20 protein-coding genes are annotated in these 17,979 nt (G+C 63.5%); 10 read left to right on the forward strand and 10 right to left on the reverse strand.

The window, feature by feature from the left end; all coding sequences use genetic code 11:
- Nucleotides 1-140 precede the first annotated feature (140 nt).
- The 8 genes from leuB to RA20_RS12300 all read right to left on the reverse strand — a co-directional run bounded on the left by leuB (nt 141) and on the right by RA20_RS12300 (nt 7,242).
- Complete coding sequence (gene leuB, locus RA20_RS12265) at nt 141-1,244, reverse strand: 3-isopropylmalate dehydrogenase (RefSeq protein ID WP_039128944.1); 1,104 nt, start codon at nt 1,242-1,244, stop codon at nt 141-143.
- 112 nt (nt 1,245-1,356) lie between these two features.
- A complete protein-coding gene (locus tag RA20_RS12270; RefSeq protein ID WP_039128946.1) occupies nt 1,357-2,400 on the reverse strand; it encodes an endonuclease/exonuclease/phosphatase family protein in 1,044 nt (347 codons plus the stop codon).
- Entirely contained in the window at nt 2,397-3,233 is an 837-nt protein-coding gene (locus tag RA20_RS12275) for a hypothetical protein (RefSeq protein ID WP_039128949.1), read from the reverse strand. The genes RA20_RS12270 and RA20_RS12275 overlap by 4 nt, the downstream gene beginning before the upstream one ends.
- 377 nt (nt 3,234-3,610) lie before the next feature.
- On the reverse strand, nt 3,611-4,216 hold the full coding sequence (gene leuD / locus RA20_RS12280) for a 3-isopropylmalate dehydratase small subunit (RefSeq protein ID WP_039128950.1): 606 nt from the start codon (nt 4,214-4,216) through the stop codon (nt 3,611-3,613).
- Nucleotides 4,216-5,043, reverse strand: coding sequence for a hypothetical protein (locus tag RA20_RS12285; RefSeq protein WP_152618502.1), 828 nt, complete (start codon nt 5,041-5,043; stop codon nt 4,216-4,218). Before RA20_RS12285 ends, leuD begins: the two co-directional genes overlap by 1 nt.
- Nucleotides 5,044-5,060: 17 nt before the next feature.
- Nucleotides 5,061-6,467 carry a 3-isopropylmalate dehydratase large subunit gene (gene leuC / locus RA20_RS12290; protein ID WP_039128955.1) on the reverse strand — a complete coding sequence of 469 codons (1,407 nt, stop codon included), beginning with the start codon at nt 6,465-6,467 and terminating at the stop codon, nt 5,061-5,063.
- A gap of 53 nt (nt 6,468-6,520) precedes the next feature.
- A complete protein-coding gene (locus RA20_RS12295; RefSeq protein WP_241482250.1) occupies nt 6,521-6,619 on the reverse strand; it encodes an isopropylmalate isomerase in 99 nt (32 codons plus the stop codon).
- Nucleotides 6,620-6,747: 128 nt separating this feature from the next.
- Nucleotides 6,748-7,242 carry a DUF3592 domain-containing protein gene (locus RA20_RS12300; protein WP_039128962.1) on the reverse strand — a complete coding sequence of 165 codons (495 nt, stop codon included), beginning with the start codon at nt 7,240-7,242 and terminating at the stop codon, nt 6,748-6,750.
- Nucleotides 7,243-7,352: 110 nt separating this feature from the next.
- Between RA20_RS12300 and RA20_RS12305 the strand changes: the two genes are divergently transcribed.
- From RA20_RS12305 to rlmH, 3 genes are all read left to right on the forward strand, one after another.
- Nucleotides 7,353-8,726: a mechanosensitive ion channel family protein gene (locus RA20_RS12305; RefSeq protein ID WP_039128964.1), complete on the forward strand. Its 1,374-nt coding sequence runs from the start codon at nt 7,353-7,355 to the stop codon at nt 8,724-8,726.
- Nucleotides 8,727-8,893: 167 nt separating this feature from the next.
- Nucleotides 8,894-9,256 carry a ribosome silencing factor gene (gene rsfS / locus RA20_RS12310; RefSeq protein ID WP_039128967.1) on the forward strand — a complete coding sequence of 121 codons (363 nt, stop codon included), beginning with the start codon at nt 8,894-8,896 and terminating at the stop codon, nt 9,254-9,256.
- A gap of 62 nt (nt 9,257-9,318) precedes the next feature.
- A complete protein-coding gene (gene rlmH / locus RA20_RS12315; protein ID WP_039128969.1) occupies nt 9,319-9,789 on the forward strand; it encodes a 23S rRNA (pseudouridine(1915)-N(3))-methyltransferase RlmH in 471 nt (156 codons plus the stop codon).
- Between the two features lie 104 nt (nt 9,790-9,893).
- Here the strand turns inward: rlmH and RA20_RS12320 are convergent, their stop codons facing one another.
- Both RA20_RS12320 and RA20_RS12325 read right to left on the reverse strand, forming a co-directional pair.
- Nucleotides 9,894-10,247, reverse strand: a complete 354-nt coding sequence (locus RA20_RS12320; RefSeq protein WP_039128972.1) for a hypothetical protein — start codon at nt 10,245-10,247, stop codon at nt 9,894-9,896.
- 35 nt (nt 10,248-10,282) lie between these two features.
- Nucleotides 10,283-11,005, reverse strand: a complete 723-nt coding sequence (locus RA20_RS12325) for a DUF599 domain-containing protein (protein WP_039128975.1) — start codon at nt 11,003-11,005, stop codon at nt 10,283-10,285.
- A gap of 80 nt (nt 11,006-11,085) precedes the next feature.
- Between RA20_RS12325 and RA20_RS12330 the strand changes: the two genes are divergently transcribed.
- The 7 genes from RA20_RS12330 (at nt 11,086) to RA20_RS12360 (ending at nt 17,978) form a co-directional block, all read left to right on the forward strand.
- Nucleotides 11,086-12,534 (forward strand): FAD-linked oxidase C-terminal domain-containing protein, encoded by a 1,449-nt coding sequence (locus RA20_RS12330; protein ID WP_039128978.1) that lies wholly within the window; start codon nt 11,086-11,088, stop codon nt 12,532-12,534.
- A gap of 53 nt (nt 12,535-12,587) precedes the next feature.
- Nucleotides 12,588-13,685: an FAD-binding protein gene (locus tag RA20_RS12335; RefSeq protein ID WP_039129041.1), complete on the forward strand. Its 1,098-nt coding sequence runs from the start codon at nt 12,588-12,590 to the stop codon at nt 13,683-13,685.
- Between the two features lie 3 nt (nt 13,686-13,688).
- The gene (gene glcF, locus RA20_RS12340) at nt 13,689-15,011 is read left to right on the forward strand and encodes a glycolate oxidase subunit GlcF (protein WP_039128981.1); all 1,323 of its coding nucleotides are present in this window, start codon (nt 13,689-13,691) and stop codon (nt 15,009-15,011) included.
- A 110-nt stretch (nt 15,012-15,121) separates the two neighbouring features.
- Nucleotides 15,122-15,931, forward strand: coding sequence for a trypsin-like serine peptidase (locus tag RA20_RS12345; RefSeq protein WP_039128985.1), 810 nt, complete (start codon nt 15,122-15,124; stop codon nt 15,929-15,931).
- A complete protein-coding gene (locus RA20_RS12350; RefSeq protein ID WP_039128988.1) occupies nt 15,928-16,743 on the forward strand; it encodes a trypsin-like serine peptidase in 816 nt (271 codons plus the stop codon). The genes RA20_RS12345 and RA20_RS12350 overlap by 4 nt, the downstream gene beginning before the upstream one ends.
- Before the next feature lie 132 nt (nt 16,744-16,875).
- Nucleotides 16,876-17,340, forward strand: coding sequence for an Hsp20 family protein (locus tag RA20_RS12355; protein ID WP_039129043.1), 465 nt, complete (start codon nt 16,876-16,878; stop codon nt 17,338-17,340).
- A gap of 239 nt (nt 17,341-17,579) precedes the next feature.
- A complete protein-coding gene (locus RA20_RS12360; RefSeq protein ID WP_039128991.1) occupies nt 17,580-17,978 on the forward strand; it encodes a globin domain-containing protein in 399 nt (132 codons plus the stop codon).
- Nucleotide 17,979 lies beyond the last annotated feature (1 nt).

Raw genomic sequence — 17,979 nt, forward strand, 5'->3', positions numbered from 1 at the left:
TTTGACAAGGGCGATTCCACAGAAAGATGCGGATTTTGAGGATTCTTTTTACACTAGCCAGCGGCGGAAAATCTGTCACGAAAAAGCCCCGCGCCGGTGGCCGGGCGGGGCTTTGAAATCCAGCGGGAAAAGCCCGTAAATCAGAGGCTTGCTTCGAGCGCCGCGATTACGGCGTCGCCCATCTGGCTGGTGGAGACCGGCTCCACGCCTTCCTCGCCCAGCAGGTCCGCGGTGCGCACGCCATCGGCCAGAACCTTCTCGACCGCGGCTTCCAGGCGGTCGGCCTCGACGCCCTGGTCAAAGCTGTAGCGCAGCGCCATCGCAAAGCTCAGGATGCAGGCGATGGGGTTGGCCTTGCCCTGGCCCGTAATGTCGGGGGCGGAGCCGTGCACGGGTTCGTACAGCGCTTTGGGGCGGCCGTTCTCCATCGGCGCGCCAAGCGAGGCGGACGGCAGCATGCCCAGCGAGCCGGTCAGCATTGCGGCGCAGTCGGACAGGATGTCGCCGAACAGATTGTCGGTCAGGATCACGTCGAACTGCTTGGGTGCGCGGACCAGCTGCATGGCGCCGTTGTCAGCATACATGTGCGACAGCTCGACTTCCGGGTAATCCGCCGCGACACGGGTCACCACCTCGCGCCACAGGATGCCGCTCTCCATCACATTGGCCTTCTCCATCGAGCAGACCTTCTTGCTCCGGCGCATCGCCAGTTCAAACGCGGAACGTGCCGCGCGCTCGATCTCGCTTTCGGTGTAGCGCTGGGTGTTGATGCCGACGCGCTCGTTGCCTTCCTCGAAGATGCCGCGGGGCTCGCCGAAGTAGACGCCCGAGGTCAGCTCGCGCACGATCATGATGTCGAGGCCTGCGACGATGTCCTTCTTCAGCGAGGAGAAGTCCGCCAGCGCGTCAAAGCACTGCGCCGGGCGCAGGTTGGAATAGAGGTCCATTTCCTTGCGCAGGCGCAGCAGGCCGCGCTCGGGCTTCACCGAGAAGTCGAGATCGTCATAGGCGGGGCCACCCACTGCACCCAGCAGCACCGCGTCGACTTCCTGCGCCTTGGCCATGGTCTCATCCGCCAGCGGCTTGCCATGCTTGTCATAGGCCGCGCCGCCAACCAGATCCTCGCTCACATCGAACTGCAGGCCGCGCTTGTCGCCGAACCAGGAGATGATCTTGCGCACCTCGGTCATGACTTCGGGGCCGATCCCGTCGCCGGGCAGAATCAGAATCGATGGGTTGGGCATGGGGATCCTCCTAAAAACAGCTGGCACGGGCCTAGCGGGACAGCGGGGCAGGGTCAATAACGGCCCCGGAAAATATGGGGTTTTAGGAGGATTTGCCTGGGATCGGAATGGGTCAGTCCAGCGCGATATCAACCCAGACCAGCCGGTGGCGGCTGGCCACGGCAGCAGGCGCGTCCGCGCTCTCGGGCCAGGCGATACCGCTGGCGGCGACGCGCAGCCCGGCTGCGGGCAGAACATAGTCCACCCTCATCTGCCCGATGCCGGGCCAATCCACTGTCGCCAGCCCGCCAATCGCGCTTTCGGGAAGGGGATCCTGCAGGCGGGGATCCTTCAGCAGGCCGCGGATTGCAGGCTTGATGCCTTCCCCCTGCACCGGGTCAAGGTTGGCATCCCCGGCAATGACAAAGGGCCCTTCAGGCACAGATCCCAGCTTGCCGTCCAGCAGCAGCTGCCACAGGCGGATCTCATCGCGGTTGCGCCGTCCGTTGCGGTCTTCAGGCCCGTCAAACACCGGCGGGCTGGCATGGAATGTCATGACATTCAGCCATCCACCGCCACCCAATTCGACCGGCACCAGCCAATGCGCTGTGGAAGACAACCGCTGCACGGCCTGTGCCTCAGCAGACGGGTAGGGGCTGCCGTCCGGGTGCTGCGGCGGCTGCGCGCCGGGCAGGTCCCGCCACAACAGTCCGGAGAAGTCGCGGATGCCGTCCCGGTCCACCGGCAGCCGGGACAAAAGCGCAATACCGCCCTCACCGCGGAACCGGCCATAGCCCTGATTGTCGCGCGGGCCCTCAGCCCGTTCGTCGCCATCCAGGTCCAGCGGCTCTGGCGGCGGAAAGCCTGCGTTAGGCTGCAGCGACACCAAATGCGGATAGGACAGGCCGGACTGTGCCAGCCGGTCCGCCAGTGCTGCTAGGGCGCGGTTTTCATAGTCCCAGTCGATCCCCTGCAGCGCCAGCACATCGGGCTGCACTGCTGTGATCACTTCCACGACGGCGTCTATCTGCGGATCCTGGCCCCGCTCGATATCGCGCAGCAGCAGCCCGGGGCCGTCCCGGGAAAGCTCGGCGTTGAAGGTAGCGATGCGCAGCGTTTCGGCTTGGGCCTCAGCGGCGGCCAGGAACAGGAGAAGACCTGCCGCCAGCTGCCTCATGCGGTCTGCATCGCCTCATCCGCGGCGCTGCAGGCAGCGCGGCGTTTCTGTGCGATCAGCCCGGCGATGCGCAGCATGGCCATGCCGCGCATGATCATCGAAGCAGGGACCAGCGCCCAGCCGCTGATCACCCAGACCAGCATATGCGGGGCTGCCAGCATGCCCGGATCGACCAGCCCGGAGCCCAGCTTGACCGCGGCGGGCAGCGCAAACGGCAGCAGCACGCCGCAGATGATGTTGATCCGCGCGTCCCGCTGCAGCCGCTGCACAACATCGCCGCCGGTGGTGGGGTCGAACAGGGGCAGGTTGATCCAGACATTGAAGGCGCCGCTGCCGACCGGCCAGTGGCCGACCCGGATCACCAGCGCAAACAGGGCAATGGCCATGCCCGATACCGCACAGGCCAGTGCGGCGGCGTCCCGCACCATCAGCACTGTGGCTTCGGGTGCCTGCGCGGGCATCATCAGAACGGTCAGCTGCACCGGCGAATAGGCAAAGCTGAGCTGGCCGCCCAGCCAGCCGCCCAGCTGCTGCACCAGCGCCGTCAGCCCGGTTGGCGCCAGCGGATGCGCTGCCAGCAGGCTCAAGGCGCCAACAGTGGCAGCCGCGGCGGCAAAGCGCATCCGGTTGATCGGCGGCGCGCTGCGGAATTCGACGAAGCTGGGGAAGTGCGAGTAGTATTCGGTAAAGGCCAGGGCCGAACCCAGAAGCGCGATGAACAGGATGACTTCAGGTGAATCGGTGGCGGATGCCGGCAGAATCAAAGACGGCATTGCAAACAGCATGGCCACTAATATGCCGCGGAACGCCGCGCCTGTGATGCGTGCAAACACGTCTATGTTTCCCTTCAAACCGGACCGGGTGTTTTTCTCCCTGGTTCCAGCTGTGAAGCGCCCTGATGCGGTCAGGGTGCTCTGCCTCATTTTTGCCCCATTGTTGCCGGCTGGCGGCTTTCCGCTCAAGGGGCAGCGGCAGGCCCGGGCGCACTTTCGCAGGCGGACTGGTGCGGGATTGCATCAGCGAAGTGATGGAATTTGAGGGGGTTGGCGGGTGTTCTACCACATGCTGTGGGCGCGCCCCTGAGCGGCACAAGGCAGCCGCCCTGGCTGAATTGCGGCGGAAATGCGGCGCGATTCTGGCGGTGCCGCCAAAAAGGCAGAGCCGCCCGGGAAGGGGCGGCTCTGACGTGTTTGCAAAAGAAAGGCTGGAATCAGACCCAGGGACGTGCCTGTGCGGCCTGCTCTTCGAAGCTCTTGATCGAGTCCGCCTTTTCCATGGTCAGGCCGATATCGTCCAGGCCGTTCAGCAGGCAGTGCTTCTTGAACGCGTCCACTTCGAACTTGATCACTTCCCCGTCCGAGGTGGTGATCTCCTGCGCTTCCAGGTCCACGGTCATGCGGGCGTTTTCGCCCTTTTCCGCGTCGGCCATCAGGATGTCGACCTGCTCTTGCGGCAGCACGATCGGCAGGATGCCGTTCTTGAAGCTGTTGTTGAAGAAGATGTCGGCAAAGGACGTGGAGATGATGCACTTGATGCCAAAGTCGGCAATCGCCCAGGGCGCGTGCTCGCGCGAGGAGCCGCAGCCGAAGTTGTCGCCCGCCACCAGGATCTCGGCGTTGCGGTACTGCGGCTTGTTCAGCACGAAATCCTCGATTTCGGTGCCGTCGCGGTTAAAGCGCATCTCGTCGAACAGGTTCTTGCCGAAGCCGGTGCGCTGGATGGACTTCAGGAACACCTTCGGGATGATCATGTCGGTGTCGATGTTCACCAGCGGCATCGGGGCTGCGATGCCCTGCAGTTTCTCGAACTTTTCCATTACTCGTTTCCTTGTTTCTGGTGCTTCAAACCGCTGAGATCAAAGCCGATCTCTTCCGCCAGGCGGGCGATGAAGCTGTGTTTTTCGGGCCGGTGCGCCTTGTGGTAACGGCGCACCATTGAAGCATAGAGGTGGATGGCCAGCGTATCGTCGGTGAGCCAGCCGTCCTCCTGGCAATTGCCGCTGAAAAGGACGTCGGTCAGAACGCCGCGGATCGGATAGAACACATCCGGCTCGCGCACATGCTTTACTTCGCCGGTTTCGTTCAGCGTGTAGTCCAGCGCCCTTGGGCCCAGCGAGGGGCGCTGCAGCTCGAACGCTGTCAGCAGCCGTTTGCCGGGCGGGGCGGCTTCCACCTCTTTCTTGATCTTGCGGTTGAGCCAGGGGGGCACGAACCCGGGGTCCTCGAACCAGTCCAGGAGATGGTTCAGGGTTGCCGAGTCCTTAGGAAGCCGCAGCACCGCGCCGTTGATCGACCGCGTCGGCTCATAGCCCACGTGATAGTCCACATCCGGCAATGGCCGGTAGCAGAGCATATCGGTGTCGATCCAGATCATCTCCGTCTGCTTCAAGAGATACAGGCGGAACAGATCCGACAGCATCGAAGCAGGCGCGTCCCCATGCCCTGCCGCGGCTGGGTCCCAGATCTCCGCCGCGGGGCAGGTGAGGACACCTGCCGGAACCCGCGGCGCGGTCTTGCCGGTGTAAAACAGCACAACCTCGTGGCCGCGCTGCACGAAACTGGCCAAGGACAGTTCGTGCAGCCACATCAGGCTGTCGCCGACCCACAGGCTCGCTACCGCTGGAAGGGAAGTGCTGGACGCCATTGGTGCCCCCTAAAGGCTCAGATCAGCTCTCGCACATCCGTCAGCTTGCCGGTCAGAGCAGCAGCTGCCGCCATCGCCGGGCTCACCAGATGGGTGCGGCCCTTGTAGCCCTGACGCCCCTCGAAGTTCCGGTTCGAGGTTGCAGCGCAGCGCTCGTGCTCGGACAGCTGGTCGGGGTTCATCGCCAGGCACATGGAGCAGCCCGCAAGGCGCCACTCGAAACCGGCTTCCTCAAAGATCGCGGCCAGGCCTTCTTCCTCAGCCTGCGCCCGCACCAGGCCCGAGCCCGGCACGATCATGGCGCGCATGCCGTCCTTGATCTTCTTGCCCTTCACGACTTCAGCCACGGCGCGCATGTCTTCGATGCGGCCGTTGGTGCAGGAGCCGATGAATACGGTGTCGATTTCGATGTCGGTCAGCTTCTGGCCCGGGGTCAGGCCCATGTACTCGAGCGAGCGGCGGGCCGCTTCGACCTTGCCGCCTTCAAAGTCCTCGGGTGCCGGAACAACACCGGTGATCGGCAGCACGTCCTCGGGCGAGGTGCCCCAGGTCACAACCGGCTCGATGTCTTCGCCGCGGATGGTGACAACCTTGTCGAAATGCGCGCCTTCGTCGGTGTAGAGGGTCTTCCACCAGTTCAGCGCGGCTTCCCACTGGGCACCTTTGGGCGCATGGGTACGGCCGTTCACGTATTCAAAGGTGGTCTCATCCGGGGCCACCAGGCCTGCGCGCGCGCCGCCTTCGATCGCCATGTTGCAGACGGTCATGCGGCCTTCCATCGACATGTCGCGGAACACTTCGCCGCAATACTCGATGACATAGCCGGTGCCGCCGCCGGTGCCGGTCTCGCCGATGATCGCCAGGGTCACGTCCTTGGGGGTGACGCCGGGGCGCAGCTTGCCGGTCACTTCGACCTTCATGTTTTTGGATTTCTTCTGGATCAGCGTCTGGGTGGCCAGCACGTGCTCCACCTCAGAGGTGCCGATGCCATGCGCCAGCGCGCCGAATGCGCCGTGCGTTGCAGTATGCGAGTCACCGCAGACCACGGTCATGCCGGGCAGGGTCCAGCCGTTTTCCGGTCCGACGATGTGCACGATGCCCTGGCGGATGTCCGACACCGGATAGTAGTGCACGCCGAATTCCTTGGCGTTCTTGTCGAGCGCCTCCACCTGGATGCGGCTTTCCTCGGTCATGGTGGCCGGGTCGGCGCGGTCGAGCGTGGTCGGCACGTTGTGGTCCGGAACCGCGATGGTTTTTTCCGGGGCATGCACCTTGCGGCCGGCCATGCGCAGGCCTTCAAAGGCCTGCGGGCTGGTCACTTCGTGGACCAGGTGGCGGTCGATATACAGCAGGCAGGTGCCGTCCTCTGCTTCATGCGCAACATGCGCATCCCAGATCTTGTCATAGAGTGTTTTGGGGGACATGAGTCCTCTCCCGTATCTTGTAGAAATAGCTGGCTTTGGGCTGGGCAGGCACCTTATAGGCGCGCCAGGACCGTGCGGGCGGCGCCAAAGAACCGCTCGCGCAGGCGTGCGCGGTCTTGCAGTTCGATCTTCTGGGCCAAGACATAGGTCATGGCTGTCAGATACATCCCGACGGGCCGGCAATCAAGATTCGTTCGCAGGCGGGTACTGGCGTCTGATGCGGTGCAAGAGGGCAGCCGGTCCTTCAATAGAGAAACCCTGCCCCTGGTGCCCGCCGCGTTCAGGAGCCGCGGGTTTTCTCTGCCAGCCGCCTGGCATCAGCCCGCGACATCGACCGCAGGGCAAACCGCATGCCAAAGGCGCCGGCAATGCCCAGCCCGGCCATGATCAGCGGCATCATCCAGGTGGAGAAGAAACCGTGCCGCTCCTGCACCCAGCCGCGGTTTTCCTCATGATACAGGATCCCGAATGTCTGACCCACCTCAGGCGTAAAGCGCACCGGCAGAAAAACCTCTGCCTTCCACCAGTCGCCGGCGGCATCCTGATAACGGACAGTCGGGTAATAGTCGCCGTCATCGACCGTGCGTTTGGTGACAGTATCGGTGCGGGTCCCATGGACATAGCGAACCGACAGAATTTCAGCTTCGGCAGGCAGCGCGTGGCGCACAAAGCGCCAGCTGTCGAGAAAGGCGATCAGGCCGAACAGGATAAAGATCCCCGGCACCAGAAACATCAGGATGCGCATCCACAGCGGTTGTTTGACAGTTTCTGCCATATGCCCCTCCGTTTTCTGCAGCTTAGCAAAGCCTTGGCGGCCTGGCGATGGTGCCGCGCGGCTTGATCGAAACGCGGTAGGGCGGCAGACTGCTTTGAAAAGGGGGCGTGATGGAGCAGGAAGAGACCCAACAGACAGACGCGCTGGCGGAAAGCACCGCCGAGGCGCTGGAATTCGGCCAGCGGATCTGGGAGCTGGCAGCCCAGGGCGGCGAGATGCTGATGCGGCCCTGGAACGCCTATCAGGTCGGTATTGCCTTTGCCGTCTTCGTGCTGGCAACCCTCCTTGCCCGGCCGCTGGGGCGGGCCTACCACGACTGGCTGCGCAGCCGCAGCGGCTGGCCGCGCTGGCGGATGCGGGTGGCGCTGGTGCTGCACAAGCGGGTCCGGGCGATCCTGTTTGTGGTTCTGATCTGGGCCGTGGTTCTGATCATGCAGGAGGCGACCTGGCCCAGCCGTTCCCGCGTTCTGATGGTGATCGCCAACCTGTCTCTGGCCTGGCTGATCGTCGCCTTTGCCACAAGGCTGGTCAGCAACGCGCTGCTGCGCAACCTGGTGAAATACGGCGCCTGGACTTGGATCACGCTGCGCATCCTCGGCATTACGGCCGAGGCCGAAGACCTGCTGAACAGCGTCGCGATTGATTTCGGCGACCTTCGAATCTCTCTGTTGCTGGTGCTTCAGGCGATTGTGATTCTGGGCCTGATGCTGACGCTGGCGCGGCTGGTCTCTGCTGCCGCCGCCAACCGGATCCGCAACAATCCTGAGATTTCCCCCTCGATGCAGGTGCTGGGCGCCAAGCTGGCGCAGATCCTGTTCTACAGCGCCGCCTTCTTTATCGGGCTCAAGGCAATCGGCATCGACCTGACCGGCTTGGCCGTTCTGTCCGGTGCCATCGGTGTGGGGCTTGGCTTCGGCCTGCAGAAGGTGGTCTCGAACCTGGTTTCCGGTCTGATCATCCTCTTGGACAAGTCGATCAAACCCGGTGACGTGATCTCGCTTGGAGACACCTTCGGCTGGATCAACGCGCTGGGCGCCCGCTATGTCTCGGTGGTGACCCGCGATGGGCGTGAGTACCTGATTCCAAACGAGGATCTCATTACCTCGCAGGTGGTGAACTGGTCCCACTCCGACAAATACGTGCGCCTCGACCTGCGGTTCGGCACCGGCTACGGCGATGACCCGCACAAGGTGCGCAAGATTGCCATCGAAGCGGCCTCGGCCGTCGACCGGGTGCTCAGTTCCGCGGGCAAGAAACCGGTCTGCCATGTCACCGGCTTTGGCGACAGCAGTGTTGATTACGTGCTGCGGATCTGGATCGACGACCCCACCGGCGGCCTCACCAATATCCGCGGCGCAGTCTATCTGGCGCTCTGGGATGCGTTCCAGGCCGAGGGCATTTCGATCCCCTTCCCGCAGCGTGAAGTCCGTGTATTGAACGACCCTGTGCCGGTTCGGGTTGCACCCGGCGGCGATGGCGGATAAAGCACAGTCTTCGCATCGCCAGGGTGGGGTTTCATTGAAAATTTACCCCTTGGTTGCTACATTATTAACAGGCCCGGCGCCGGGGCTTGGCGGCGCGTTGTAAGGAGGACTATGTCCTGTCACCCGTACCTCAAGCGGCAGATGCCGCTGTTAATGGGGCAGCCGTGATGGCTTCCCAGTCCCAGCCCACCAGCGAACAGCTGCTGGAGCGGATTCTCTCCTCACTCAGCGATGACAAAGCGGAAGATGTTGTGCAGATTGACCTGCGCGGCAAGACCGAGATCGGTGATTACATGGTGATCGCCTCCGGCCGTTCGACCCGTCAGGTCGCTGCCATGTCGGAAAAGCTGATGGACCGCCTGAAACAGGACTACGGCATCATCTGCAAGACCGAGGGCAAAGGCGCCGGCGATTGGGTGCTGATCGACTCCGGCGACGTGATCGTCCATCTGTTCCGTCCGGAAGTGCGCGAGTTCTACCAGCTCGAGAAGATGTGGATGCCTGCCGGCTCCACCGCTGCCGAAGGCTGAACCCGGGACTGATTTGATGCGGGCCCGCGCCAGGGTGCGGGCCGGATTGCTTCAGGAATTTCATGCGTCTGCATATCTGTGCGGCCGGGCGCCTGCGCTCTGGCCCGGAAAAATCCCTCATCGACGACTATCTCACCCGCTTCGACCGCACCGGCCGGGCGCTGGGCCTGGGGCCTGCGCGGGTGGTGGAGATCGAAGACAAGAAAAACGGCGGCATGGCGGCTGAGGCGGTGCTGCTTCGCAAGGCGCTGCCCAAGGGCGCGGTGATCTGCGCTTTGGATGAGCGCGGCAAGGTGATCTCTTCCCCGGATTTCGCGGACAAGCTGGCCGGCTGGCGCGACAGCGGCCGCCAGGACCTGGCCCTGATCATCGGCGGCGCTGACGGGATCGACCCGTCTTTGCGTGCCGAAGCCGATTTCTCGATTTCTTTCGGCAAGATGGTCTGGCCGCATATGCTGGTGCGGGTGATGCTGGCCGAGCAGATCTACCGTGCGGCCACCATTCTGGCCGGGAGCCCGTATCACAGGGTGTGAGCCTTCTCAGCGGGTATGAATGCGCCTTGCGGCGCATGCCTCCCCTCTCGGCAGCATAGCCGCCTGCCGGGCAGCGGGACGGGAGTGTTTAAGGCAAGATGAAATCAGGGCAGGGTGAGGGTGTAGAACGCCTCGCCCCAGCCATCCACCAGGCAGCGGGCCTGGATTTGAACCTGCGTGGTGCCTTGCGGGATCTGCACGCCGCTCAGGGACCGGGTGAAGGGCTGTTCATGCTCGTGCGGATGCGCCAGCACCCGCAGGCCCAGCTCGTTGCCGTCCATGTCCAGTACCCGCCAGCCGTCGGCATAATGCTTCCAGCCGGTATCGGGATGGGACAGCGTGACGCTGAAGGTCCAGCTGTCGCCGGACTGGCGCGCGGTGGCGTTTTCGATCACCGGCTCCTCCGCAAGGGCGGGGGCGGCCAGGGAAAGCGTGAGAGGCAAGAGAAGGTGTTTCATAGCGGCACCTTATCCCTGGAGAGGCCAAACGGCAGTCACGAAACCGTGTCCCCTTTGCTGTTTGGCGGGATGCGCAGCAGAATGATGCGGGAGTGCGAGGCAAATTCGCGCCGGTAGAGCACTGCGAAGGTGATGAGCACAGCGCCGGCGAGTGCTGCGGCGCCGGCCAGCCAGGCCACCGCAGCCAGAGCAAAATAGGTCGCCCGCATGCCGCGGTTGAAGCTGCGCGCGGCGGTGATGCTGATCTCGGCCGCCTGCGCCGCACGCGGATAGGCCAGCGCGTCGCCGGGATCATTCGGCACCGCTGCCATCAGCACCGAGCAATAGCCGAACAGCCGGTGCGCCCAGACGTATTTCAGGAAAGCATTGGACAGAAGCAGCAGAACCACCAGGATCTTCACCTCCCAGACAAAAGCAGGGGCGCTGTCCTGGATCAGGTCCTGGGCCACGCCCGCCAGCTGCTCGGTATTGCCGATCAGAGCCAGCCCGCCGCCGATGGCGATCATCGAGGCGGATGCGAAAAACGCTGTGCCCTGGCGCAGGTTGCCGATTAGCTGGGCATCAAAGATCCGCGGATCGCGCGCCACCATCTGCTTCATCCAGTCACGCCGGAAATCCGCCATCAGCCAGGACACCGACGGCTTGCCCGCAGGCGGGTTCTCGATGCGCCAGCCGATCCACAGCCAGCCGCTGATCAGCAGGGCAAGGGCAGCAAGGTCAAAGAGGGAAAACTGGGTCAAACGGTCGAGCCAAATCATGGCCCGACCCTAGCGCGGCAATCCGCCCCTTGCCAGATGGGATAAATTGGTAATATTATTTTACCAAATAGGAGAACCCGATGCAGATGCCATCCCCGAACCCCGCCATTCTGGCCCGCAAGCAAGCGCTTGCAGCGCGGCTTTTGAAGGCGCTGCCGCCGGATGCGGTCATTCAGGACGAGATGGAAACCCGGGCCTATGAGTGCGATGCGCTGACCGCCTACAAGTGCCCGCCGCTGCTGGCGGTGCTGCCGCGGACCACGCAGGAGGTCTCGGATATCCTGCGGATCTGCCATGAGGAGGGCGTGCCGGTGGTGCCGCGCGGCGCGGGCACCTCGCTGGCGGGCGGGGCACTGCCGACAGCAGACTGCGTGATCCTGGGCGTTGCACGGATGAATGAAGTGCTGGAGACGGATTATGAGAACCGCATCATCCGGGTGCAGACCGGGCGCACCAACCTCAGCGTCTCCGGCGCGGTAGAGGAGGAAGAGTTCTTCTATGCGCCCGATCCTTCCTCGCAGCTCGCCTGCGCTATTGCGGGCAATATCGCGATGAACTCCGGCGGGGCGCATTGCCTGAAATACGGGGTGACGACGAACAACCTCATGGGCGTCACCATGGTGATGATGGATGGCACCGTGGTCGAGATCGGCGGCGCCCATTTGGACGCCGGAGAATTGGACCTGCTTGGCGTCATCTGCGGCAGCGAGGGGCAGCTGGGGGTGGTGACCGAGGCCACCCTGCGCATCCTGCGCAAGCCCGAAGGCGCACGCCCGGTGCTGATCGGCTATGACAGCAACGAGGTGGCGGGCGCCTGTGTCAGCGACATTATCAAGGCGGGTGTGCTGCCGGTGGCCATCGAATTCATGGACCGCCCCTGCATCGAGGCCTGCGAGGCGTTTGCCAAGGCGGGCTACCCGATGTGCGAGGCGCTGCTGATTGTCGAGGTTGAGGGCAGTGAAGAGGAAATCCTGCATCAGCTGGGCCTGATCATCGACATTGCCCGCTCGCACAACCCTGTGGAGCTGCGCGAGGCTGGTGATGCGGAAGAGGCCGGGCGTATCTGGCTGGGCCGCAAATCCGCCTTTGGCGCTATGGGGCAGATCAACGATTACATGTGCCTGGACGGCACCATTCCGGTGTCCTCACTGCCGTTTGTGCTGCGCCGGATCGGCGAGATGAGCCAGGAGTTCGGGCTGGATGTGGCCAATGTCTTCCATGCAGGCGACGGCAATATGCACCCGCTGATCCTGTTTGACGCCAACAAGCCCGGCGACCTGGAAACCTGCGAGGCCTTTGGTGCCGAGATCCTGAAGCTTTGCGTCGAGGCAGGCGGCTGCCTGACAGGCGAACATGGCGTTGGGATCGAGAAACGCGACCTGATGCTGCATCAGTACACGGCTGAGGATTTGGAGGCGCAGCTGAAAATCAAGGATGTGTTTGATCCGAAGTGGCTGCTGAACCCGGCCAAGGTGTTTCCGCTGTCTGTGACAGAGGGCCGCCGCAGCATGGCGCTGGCAGCTGAGTGAACCTTGGGGGCTGGCCCCCAAACCCCCAGAGTATTTTTGGCAAGATGAAAATGATGACACCTCAGAGCGAGGCCGAATTGGCCGAAATCATTGCTGGCGCAAGCGGGCCTTTGTGCATTCAGGGCGGTGGCACCCGCGGGCGAACTGTGGAGGGGGATGTTCTGAGCACCTGCAGTCTGACGGGTGTAGAACTTTATGAGCCTGGTGCGCTGACGCTGGTGGTCAAGGCAGGCACGCCGGTGGCCGAGGTGGAGGCGCTGCTGGCCGCTGAGAACCAGCGCCTTGCGTTTGAGCCGATGGATCACCGCGGGCTGCTGGGCACCGAGGGAGAGCCGACAATTGGCGGGGTGATTGCTGCAAATGTCTCCGGCCCCCGGCGCATCCAGACCGGGGCGGCGCGGGATCATCTCTTGGGCGTGCGCTTTGTCGATGGCTCCGGCCAGGCGGTGAAGAACGGCGGCCGGGTGATGAAGAATGTCACCGGCTATGACTTGGTCAAGCTTTTGTGCGGCGCCCATGGTGCGCTGGGGGTGTTGACAGAAGTGTCGCTCAAGGTGCTGCCGCGGGCCGAAGCGATGGCTACGGTTGCAGTGGCAGACGTGGGCTTGAACCAGGCAGTGGCGGCGATGTCGGCGTCTTTGGGCTCACCTTATGATGTGACCGGCGCAGCCTATGATCCGGACAGCAAGACCGCTTTTGTCCGGGTGGAAGGCTTTGCGGACTCGGTGAGCTACCGGAGTAAAAAACTGGCGGCTGAACTGGCAGGCTTTGGCGAAACCAGCATTTCCGCGGAGGGTGAGCCGCTCTGGCAAGGCATCCGTGATGTCTCCGCCTTTCACGGGAGGGAAGGCGATGTCTGGCGGATCTCGGTGAAACCCTCTGATGCTGTGGAGCTGGCACCGCGGCTGGAGGCGGAAGCGCTGCAGTTCGACTGGGGCGGCGGGCTGATTTGGGCACGGGTTGCCGAAGGCAACGACCTGCGGGCGCGGGTCAATGTGCCCGGTCATGCCACGCTGGTGCGTGCCAGCGCGGGCACCCGGTCACGCCTGGGCGTGTTCCAGCCGCAGCCTGGCCTCTTGGCTGCGATCTCAGAAGGATTGCGCCGCCAGTTCGACCCGAAAGGCATCTTCAATCCGGGACTGATGGGGTAAGACATGCAGACCACTTTCACTGATGAGCAGCTGCAGGACCCCGGCACCAAGCGCGCCAATGAAATCCTGCGCTCCTGTGTGCATTGCGGCTTCTGCACCGCCACATGCCCCACCTATCAGGTGCTGGGCGATGAGCTCGACAGCCCCCGCGGCCGCATCTACCTGATCAAGGACATGCTGGAGAACGAGCGGGTGCCGGACGCAAAAACCGTCAAGCACATCGATCGCTGCCTGTCGTGCCTTGCCTGCATGACCACCTGCCCCTCGGGCGTGCATTTCATGCATCTGGTCGACCACGCCCGTGCCTATATCGAGAAACACTATGACCGGCCGTGGAGCGATCGCGCCCTGCGCTGGCTGCTGGCGCGGATCCTGCCCTATCCCACAAGGTTCCGGCTGGCGCTGATGGGGGCAAAGCTGGCGAGGCCCCTTAAGGGGCTGATGCCGGATGCGCGGCTCAGGGCGATGCTGGACATGGCGCCGAAAACCATTCCGCCGGTCAGCCGCAACGACGATCCGCAAAGTTTTGCGCCTGCCGCACCGCAAAGGAAACGCGTGGCGCTGATGACCGGCTGTGCGCAGAGGGCGCTCAACACCGACATCAACGACGCCACCATCCGCCTGCTCACCCGGCTCGGCTGCGAGGTGGTGGTGGCCAAGGGCGCTGGCTGCTGCGGCGCGCTCACTCATCACATGGGGCGCGAGGACGAGAGCCACGCAACGGCCGCCAGGAACATCCGCGCCTGGACGGCAGAGATGGACGGGCAGGGGCTGGATGCAATTGTCATCAACACCTCCGGCTGCGGCACCACGGTCAAGGATTATGGGCATATGTTCCGCAATGACTCCCTGGCGGCAGATGCCGCACGGGTGTCGGCAATTGCGATGGATATCTCGGAACTGCTGATGCAGCTGGAGCTGCCGGAGGGTGCGGACAAAGGGCTGACTGTGGCCTACCACGCCGCCTGCTCGCTGCAGCACGGCCAGCAGATAAAGACCCATCCCAAATCCCTGCTGAAGCGTGCGGGCTTCAAAGTGGTGGAACCCGCCGACAGTCACCTGTGCTGCGGCTCGGCCGGCACCTACAACCTGATGCAGCCGGAAATTTCGGCCCAGCTCAAGGACCGTAAAGTCCGGACGCTGGAAGCCAAGACGCCGGACCTGATCGCTGCAGGCAATATCGGCTGCATGATGCAGATCGGCTCAGGAACAGAGCTGCCCATCTTGCACACGGTGGAGCTTTTGGACTGGGCCACCGGCGGCCCGCAGCCGCCTGCGCTGACCGCACCGGGCAAGCGGGTGCCGGAGGTGCCTATCCTTCGCTGACACAGCCCGGAAAGAACCTCAAAGAATCGGGCTGCATTAACCGTGCGCTTGCCCTAATTTTGCCTGAACAAACGAATAACCTCCCACCCGGTGGATAAGAGGAGACGCATGTGAGGCAGTGGATTCTGGCAGGGCTGGCGGCATTGCTGCCGGTGGCAGCCGCAGCGCAGGACAGCCGGCTGCAGCGGATGGATTCGCTGGATGCGGGGCGCCAGTGGGAGGCCGTCGGGCGCCTGGACGTGAACGGCGAAGGTTTTTGCACCGGTGCGCTGATTGCGCCCGACCTGGTGCTGACCGCGGCCCATTGCCTTTATGACAGCCGCACCAAAGAGCGGATCGACCCCGCCACCATCGAATTCCTGGCCGGCTGGCGCAACGGCCGTGCCTCGGCCTACCGCTCGGTGCGGCGTGCGGTCGAGCATCCTTCCTATGTCTATGACGGTGAGCTGTCGACGGACCGGGTGCGCAACGATATTGCCCTGCTGCAGCTGCAGCGCCCGATCCGCAACACCACGGTAAAACCCTTTGAAACCGACGAGCGCCCGCGCAAGGGGGGCAGCATCGGTGTGGTTTCCTATGCCCATGACCGGTCTGAGGCTCCGTCTCTGCAGGAGGTCTGCGCAGTCATGGCGCGCCAGCAAGGCGTGCTGGTGATGTCCTGCGACGTGGATTTCGGCTCTTCCGGGGCACCGGTGTTTTCCTTTGAGGGCGATGTGCCGCGGATCGTCTCGGTGGTGTCGGCCAAGGCCGAAGTGAGCGGCGAACGGGTGTCGCTTGGCTCTGCCCTGGCTGAAGAGCTGACGCTGCTGCAGGCGCAGCTGACCGGCGTTGCCACCGGCGGCCGGCTGCCGCCGGGCGTGGGCCGCGTGAAAGTGGGCGAGGGGCGCAGCTCCTCCGGTGCGAAGTTCATCAGCCAATGATCTGGCGGGCGCTGATGACGGCTGTTGCCATGCTGGCGTACGCAGGCAGCGCAACGGCGCAGAACAGCGGCCTGAGGCGGCTGACAGACCGGGATGACCTGCTGGGCTGGGAGGCTGTCGGGAGGCTGGAGCTGAACCGCCAGGGATTTTGCACCGGCACATTGATCGCGCCGGATCTGGTGCTGACTGCAGCGCATTGCGTCTACGACCGCAATAACGCTCCGCGCCCGGCTGAGCAGATCACCTTCCGCGCAGGGCTGCGCGACGGCGTGGCCATTGCCGAACGCCAGGCGCTGCAGATCGCCGCGCACCCGGGATTCAGACCGGGAACTCGGCTCGACCTGGAAAACATCCGCCACGACGTCGCTCTGATCCGGCTTGCGGAGCCGATCCTGAGCGGCGAGGCGGATGCCTTTGCGCTGCACTCGGGCCGGGACTACGGCAGCGATATTTCGGTCACCTCTTACGGCATGGGCCGGGCCGAGGCTTTGTCGCGGCAGCGCCAGTGCAACCTGATGGGCGAACATCAGGACGTGCTGATGATCGACTGCAACGTTACCTTCGGCTCCTCCGGCGCGCCTGTGCTGTCCCAGGTGGGCGGGCGTGGGCGTATCCTGGCGCTGGTTTCCGGCGGCGGCGCATACCAGGGCCGGCAGGTGGCCTTTGGCATGAAACTGCCCGAGCGCGTGGCCGAACTTAAGGCGCAGCTGCGCCGCAACCCGGTGGCGGCGCCGGACCGGCGGATCAAACGGATCCGGGTCGGCGGCGGCTCTGCCGCAGGCGGCGCGAAATTTGTGCGCGTGGGTGAATGATCCCCCTCTTGAAGGCGCATTTTCCATTCCTATCTCGAGTGTATCCGGGCAGCCGCTGATTGGGGCCCGGAAATCCCAGCCTGTCCCCGCGGGGAAGGCGCCCTGAAATCGCTCATGAATGAGGATGACACTATGCGTACGTTTGATTTTGCACCGCTGCACCGGGCCACAATCGGTTTTGACCAGATTGCCAGCCTGATGGACCGCGCGCTCAGCGCCGATGCCGCGCAGCCGAGCTACCCGCCCTACAACATCGAAAAAACCGACGCCGACAGCTACCGCATCTCGATTGCTGTTGCCGGTTTTGCTGAGGACGACCTCAGCGTCGAAGTAAAGGAAAACGCCCTCGTGGTGGCCGCCAAGAAAGGTGAGAGCAAAGATGAGCGCACCTTCCTGCACCGCGGCATCGCCACCCGTGCCTTTGAACGCCGTTTCACCCTGGCTGACCACGTCCGCGTGACCGGTGCCAGCCATGAAAACGGCATGCTGCATATCGATCTGCACCGCGAGGTGCCCGAGGCGCTGAAGCCGCGCCGGATCGAAATCTCCTCCTCCCGCTCAAACCGGGCCGAGATCGAGGCCAAAGCGGTCAACTGATCCCTTTCGGCAAGGTTTGAGTGCACCTGCCCCCCTGGCCCTGCCCGGGGGGCTTTGCCGTTTTGATGACCTGTCCCCGTGCGGTTGGGTGTCGGGCCTCAAGGGGTATTAATGCGGAATTCCGGGATTTTTCGGTAACTAAATTATATCTTAATTTTCGCATGTTAATGTTTGCGAGTTGCGTGATTTTGCGCCGGGTCTGCCTTCCGGTGCAGAAAATTTGATTTCAGGACGGGCGGATGAATACTCAGGAAATTGATTGTGTTCAGCAGAGCTTTGCCAAGGTTTTTGCCCGCAAGGCAGAGCTGGCTGAGCGGTTCTATGTGCATCTCTTTGCCCGGATGCCCGAAGCCCGCGCCTTGTTTCGCGGCGACTTCATCAAGCAGAAGACCATGCTGACCGCCATGATTGCCGCGTGCGTGGGCAATCTTGAGGACGGCAGGACACTGCAGGATCTCGGAAAAAAGCTGATTGAGGTGCACGCGCATCTGAATCTTGATGTGCGGGAGACCGAGGCAGCAAAGCGGTCGCTGATTGCCGCTTTGCGCGATGTCTTGGGAGCGGAGCTGGACCCCGTGACCGAAGCCGCCTGGGGCCGCGCCATCGGCCTGGTGGCAGGCACAATGACGCGGCACTGAA

It is taken from the genome of Leisingera sp. ANG-Vp, assembly GCF_000813725.1.
GTDB lineage: Bacteria > Pseudomonadota > Alphaproteobacteria > Rhodobacterales > Rhodobacteraceae > Leisingera.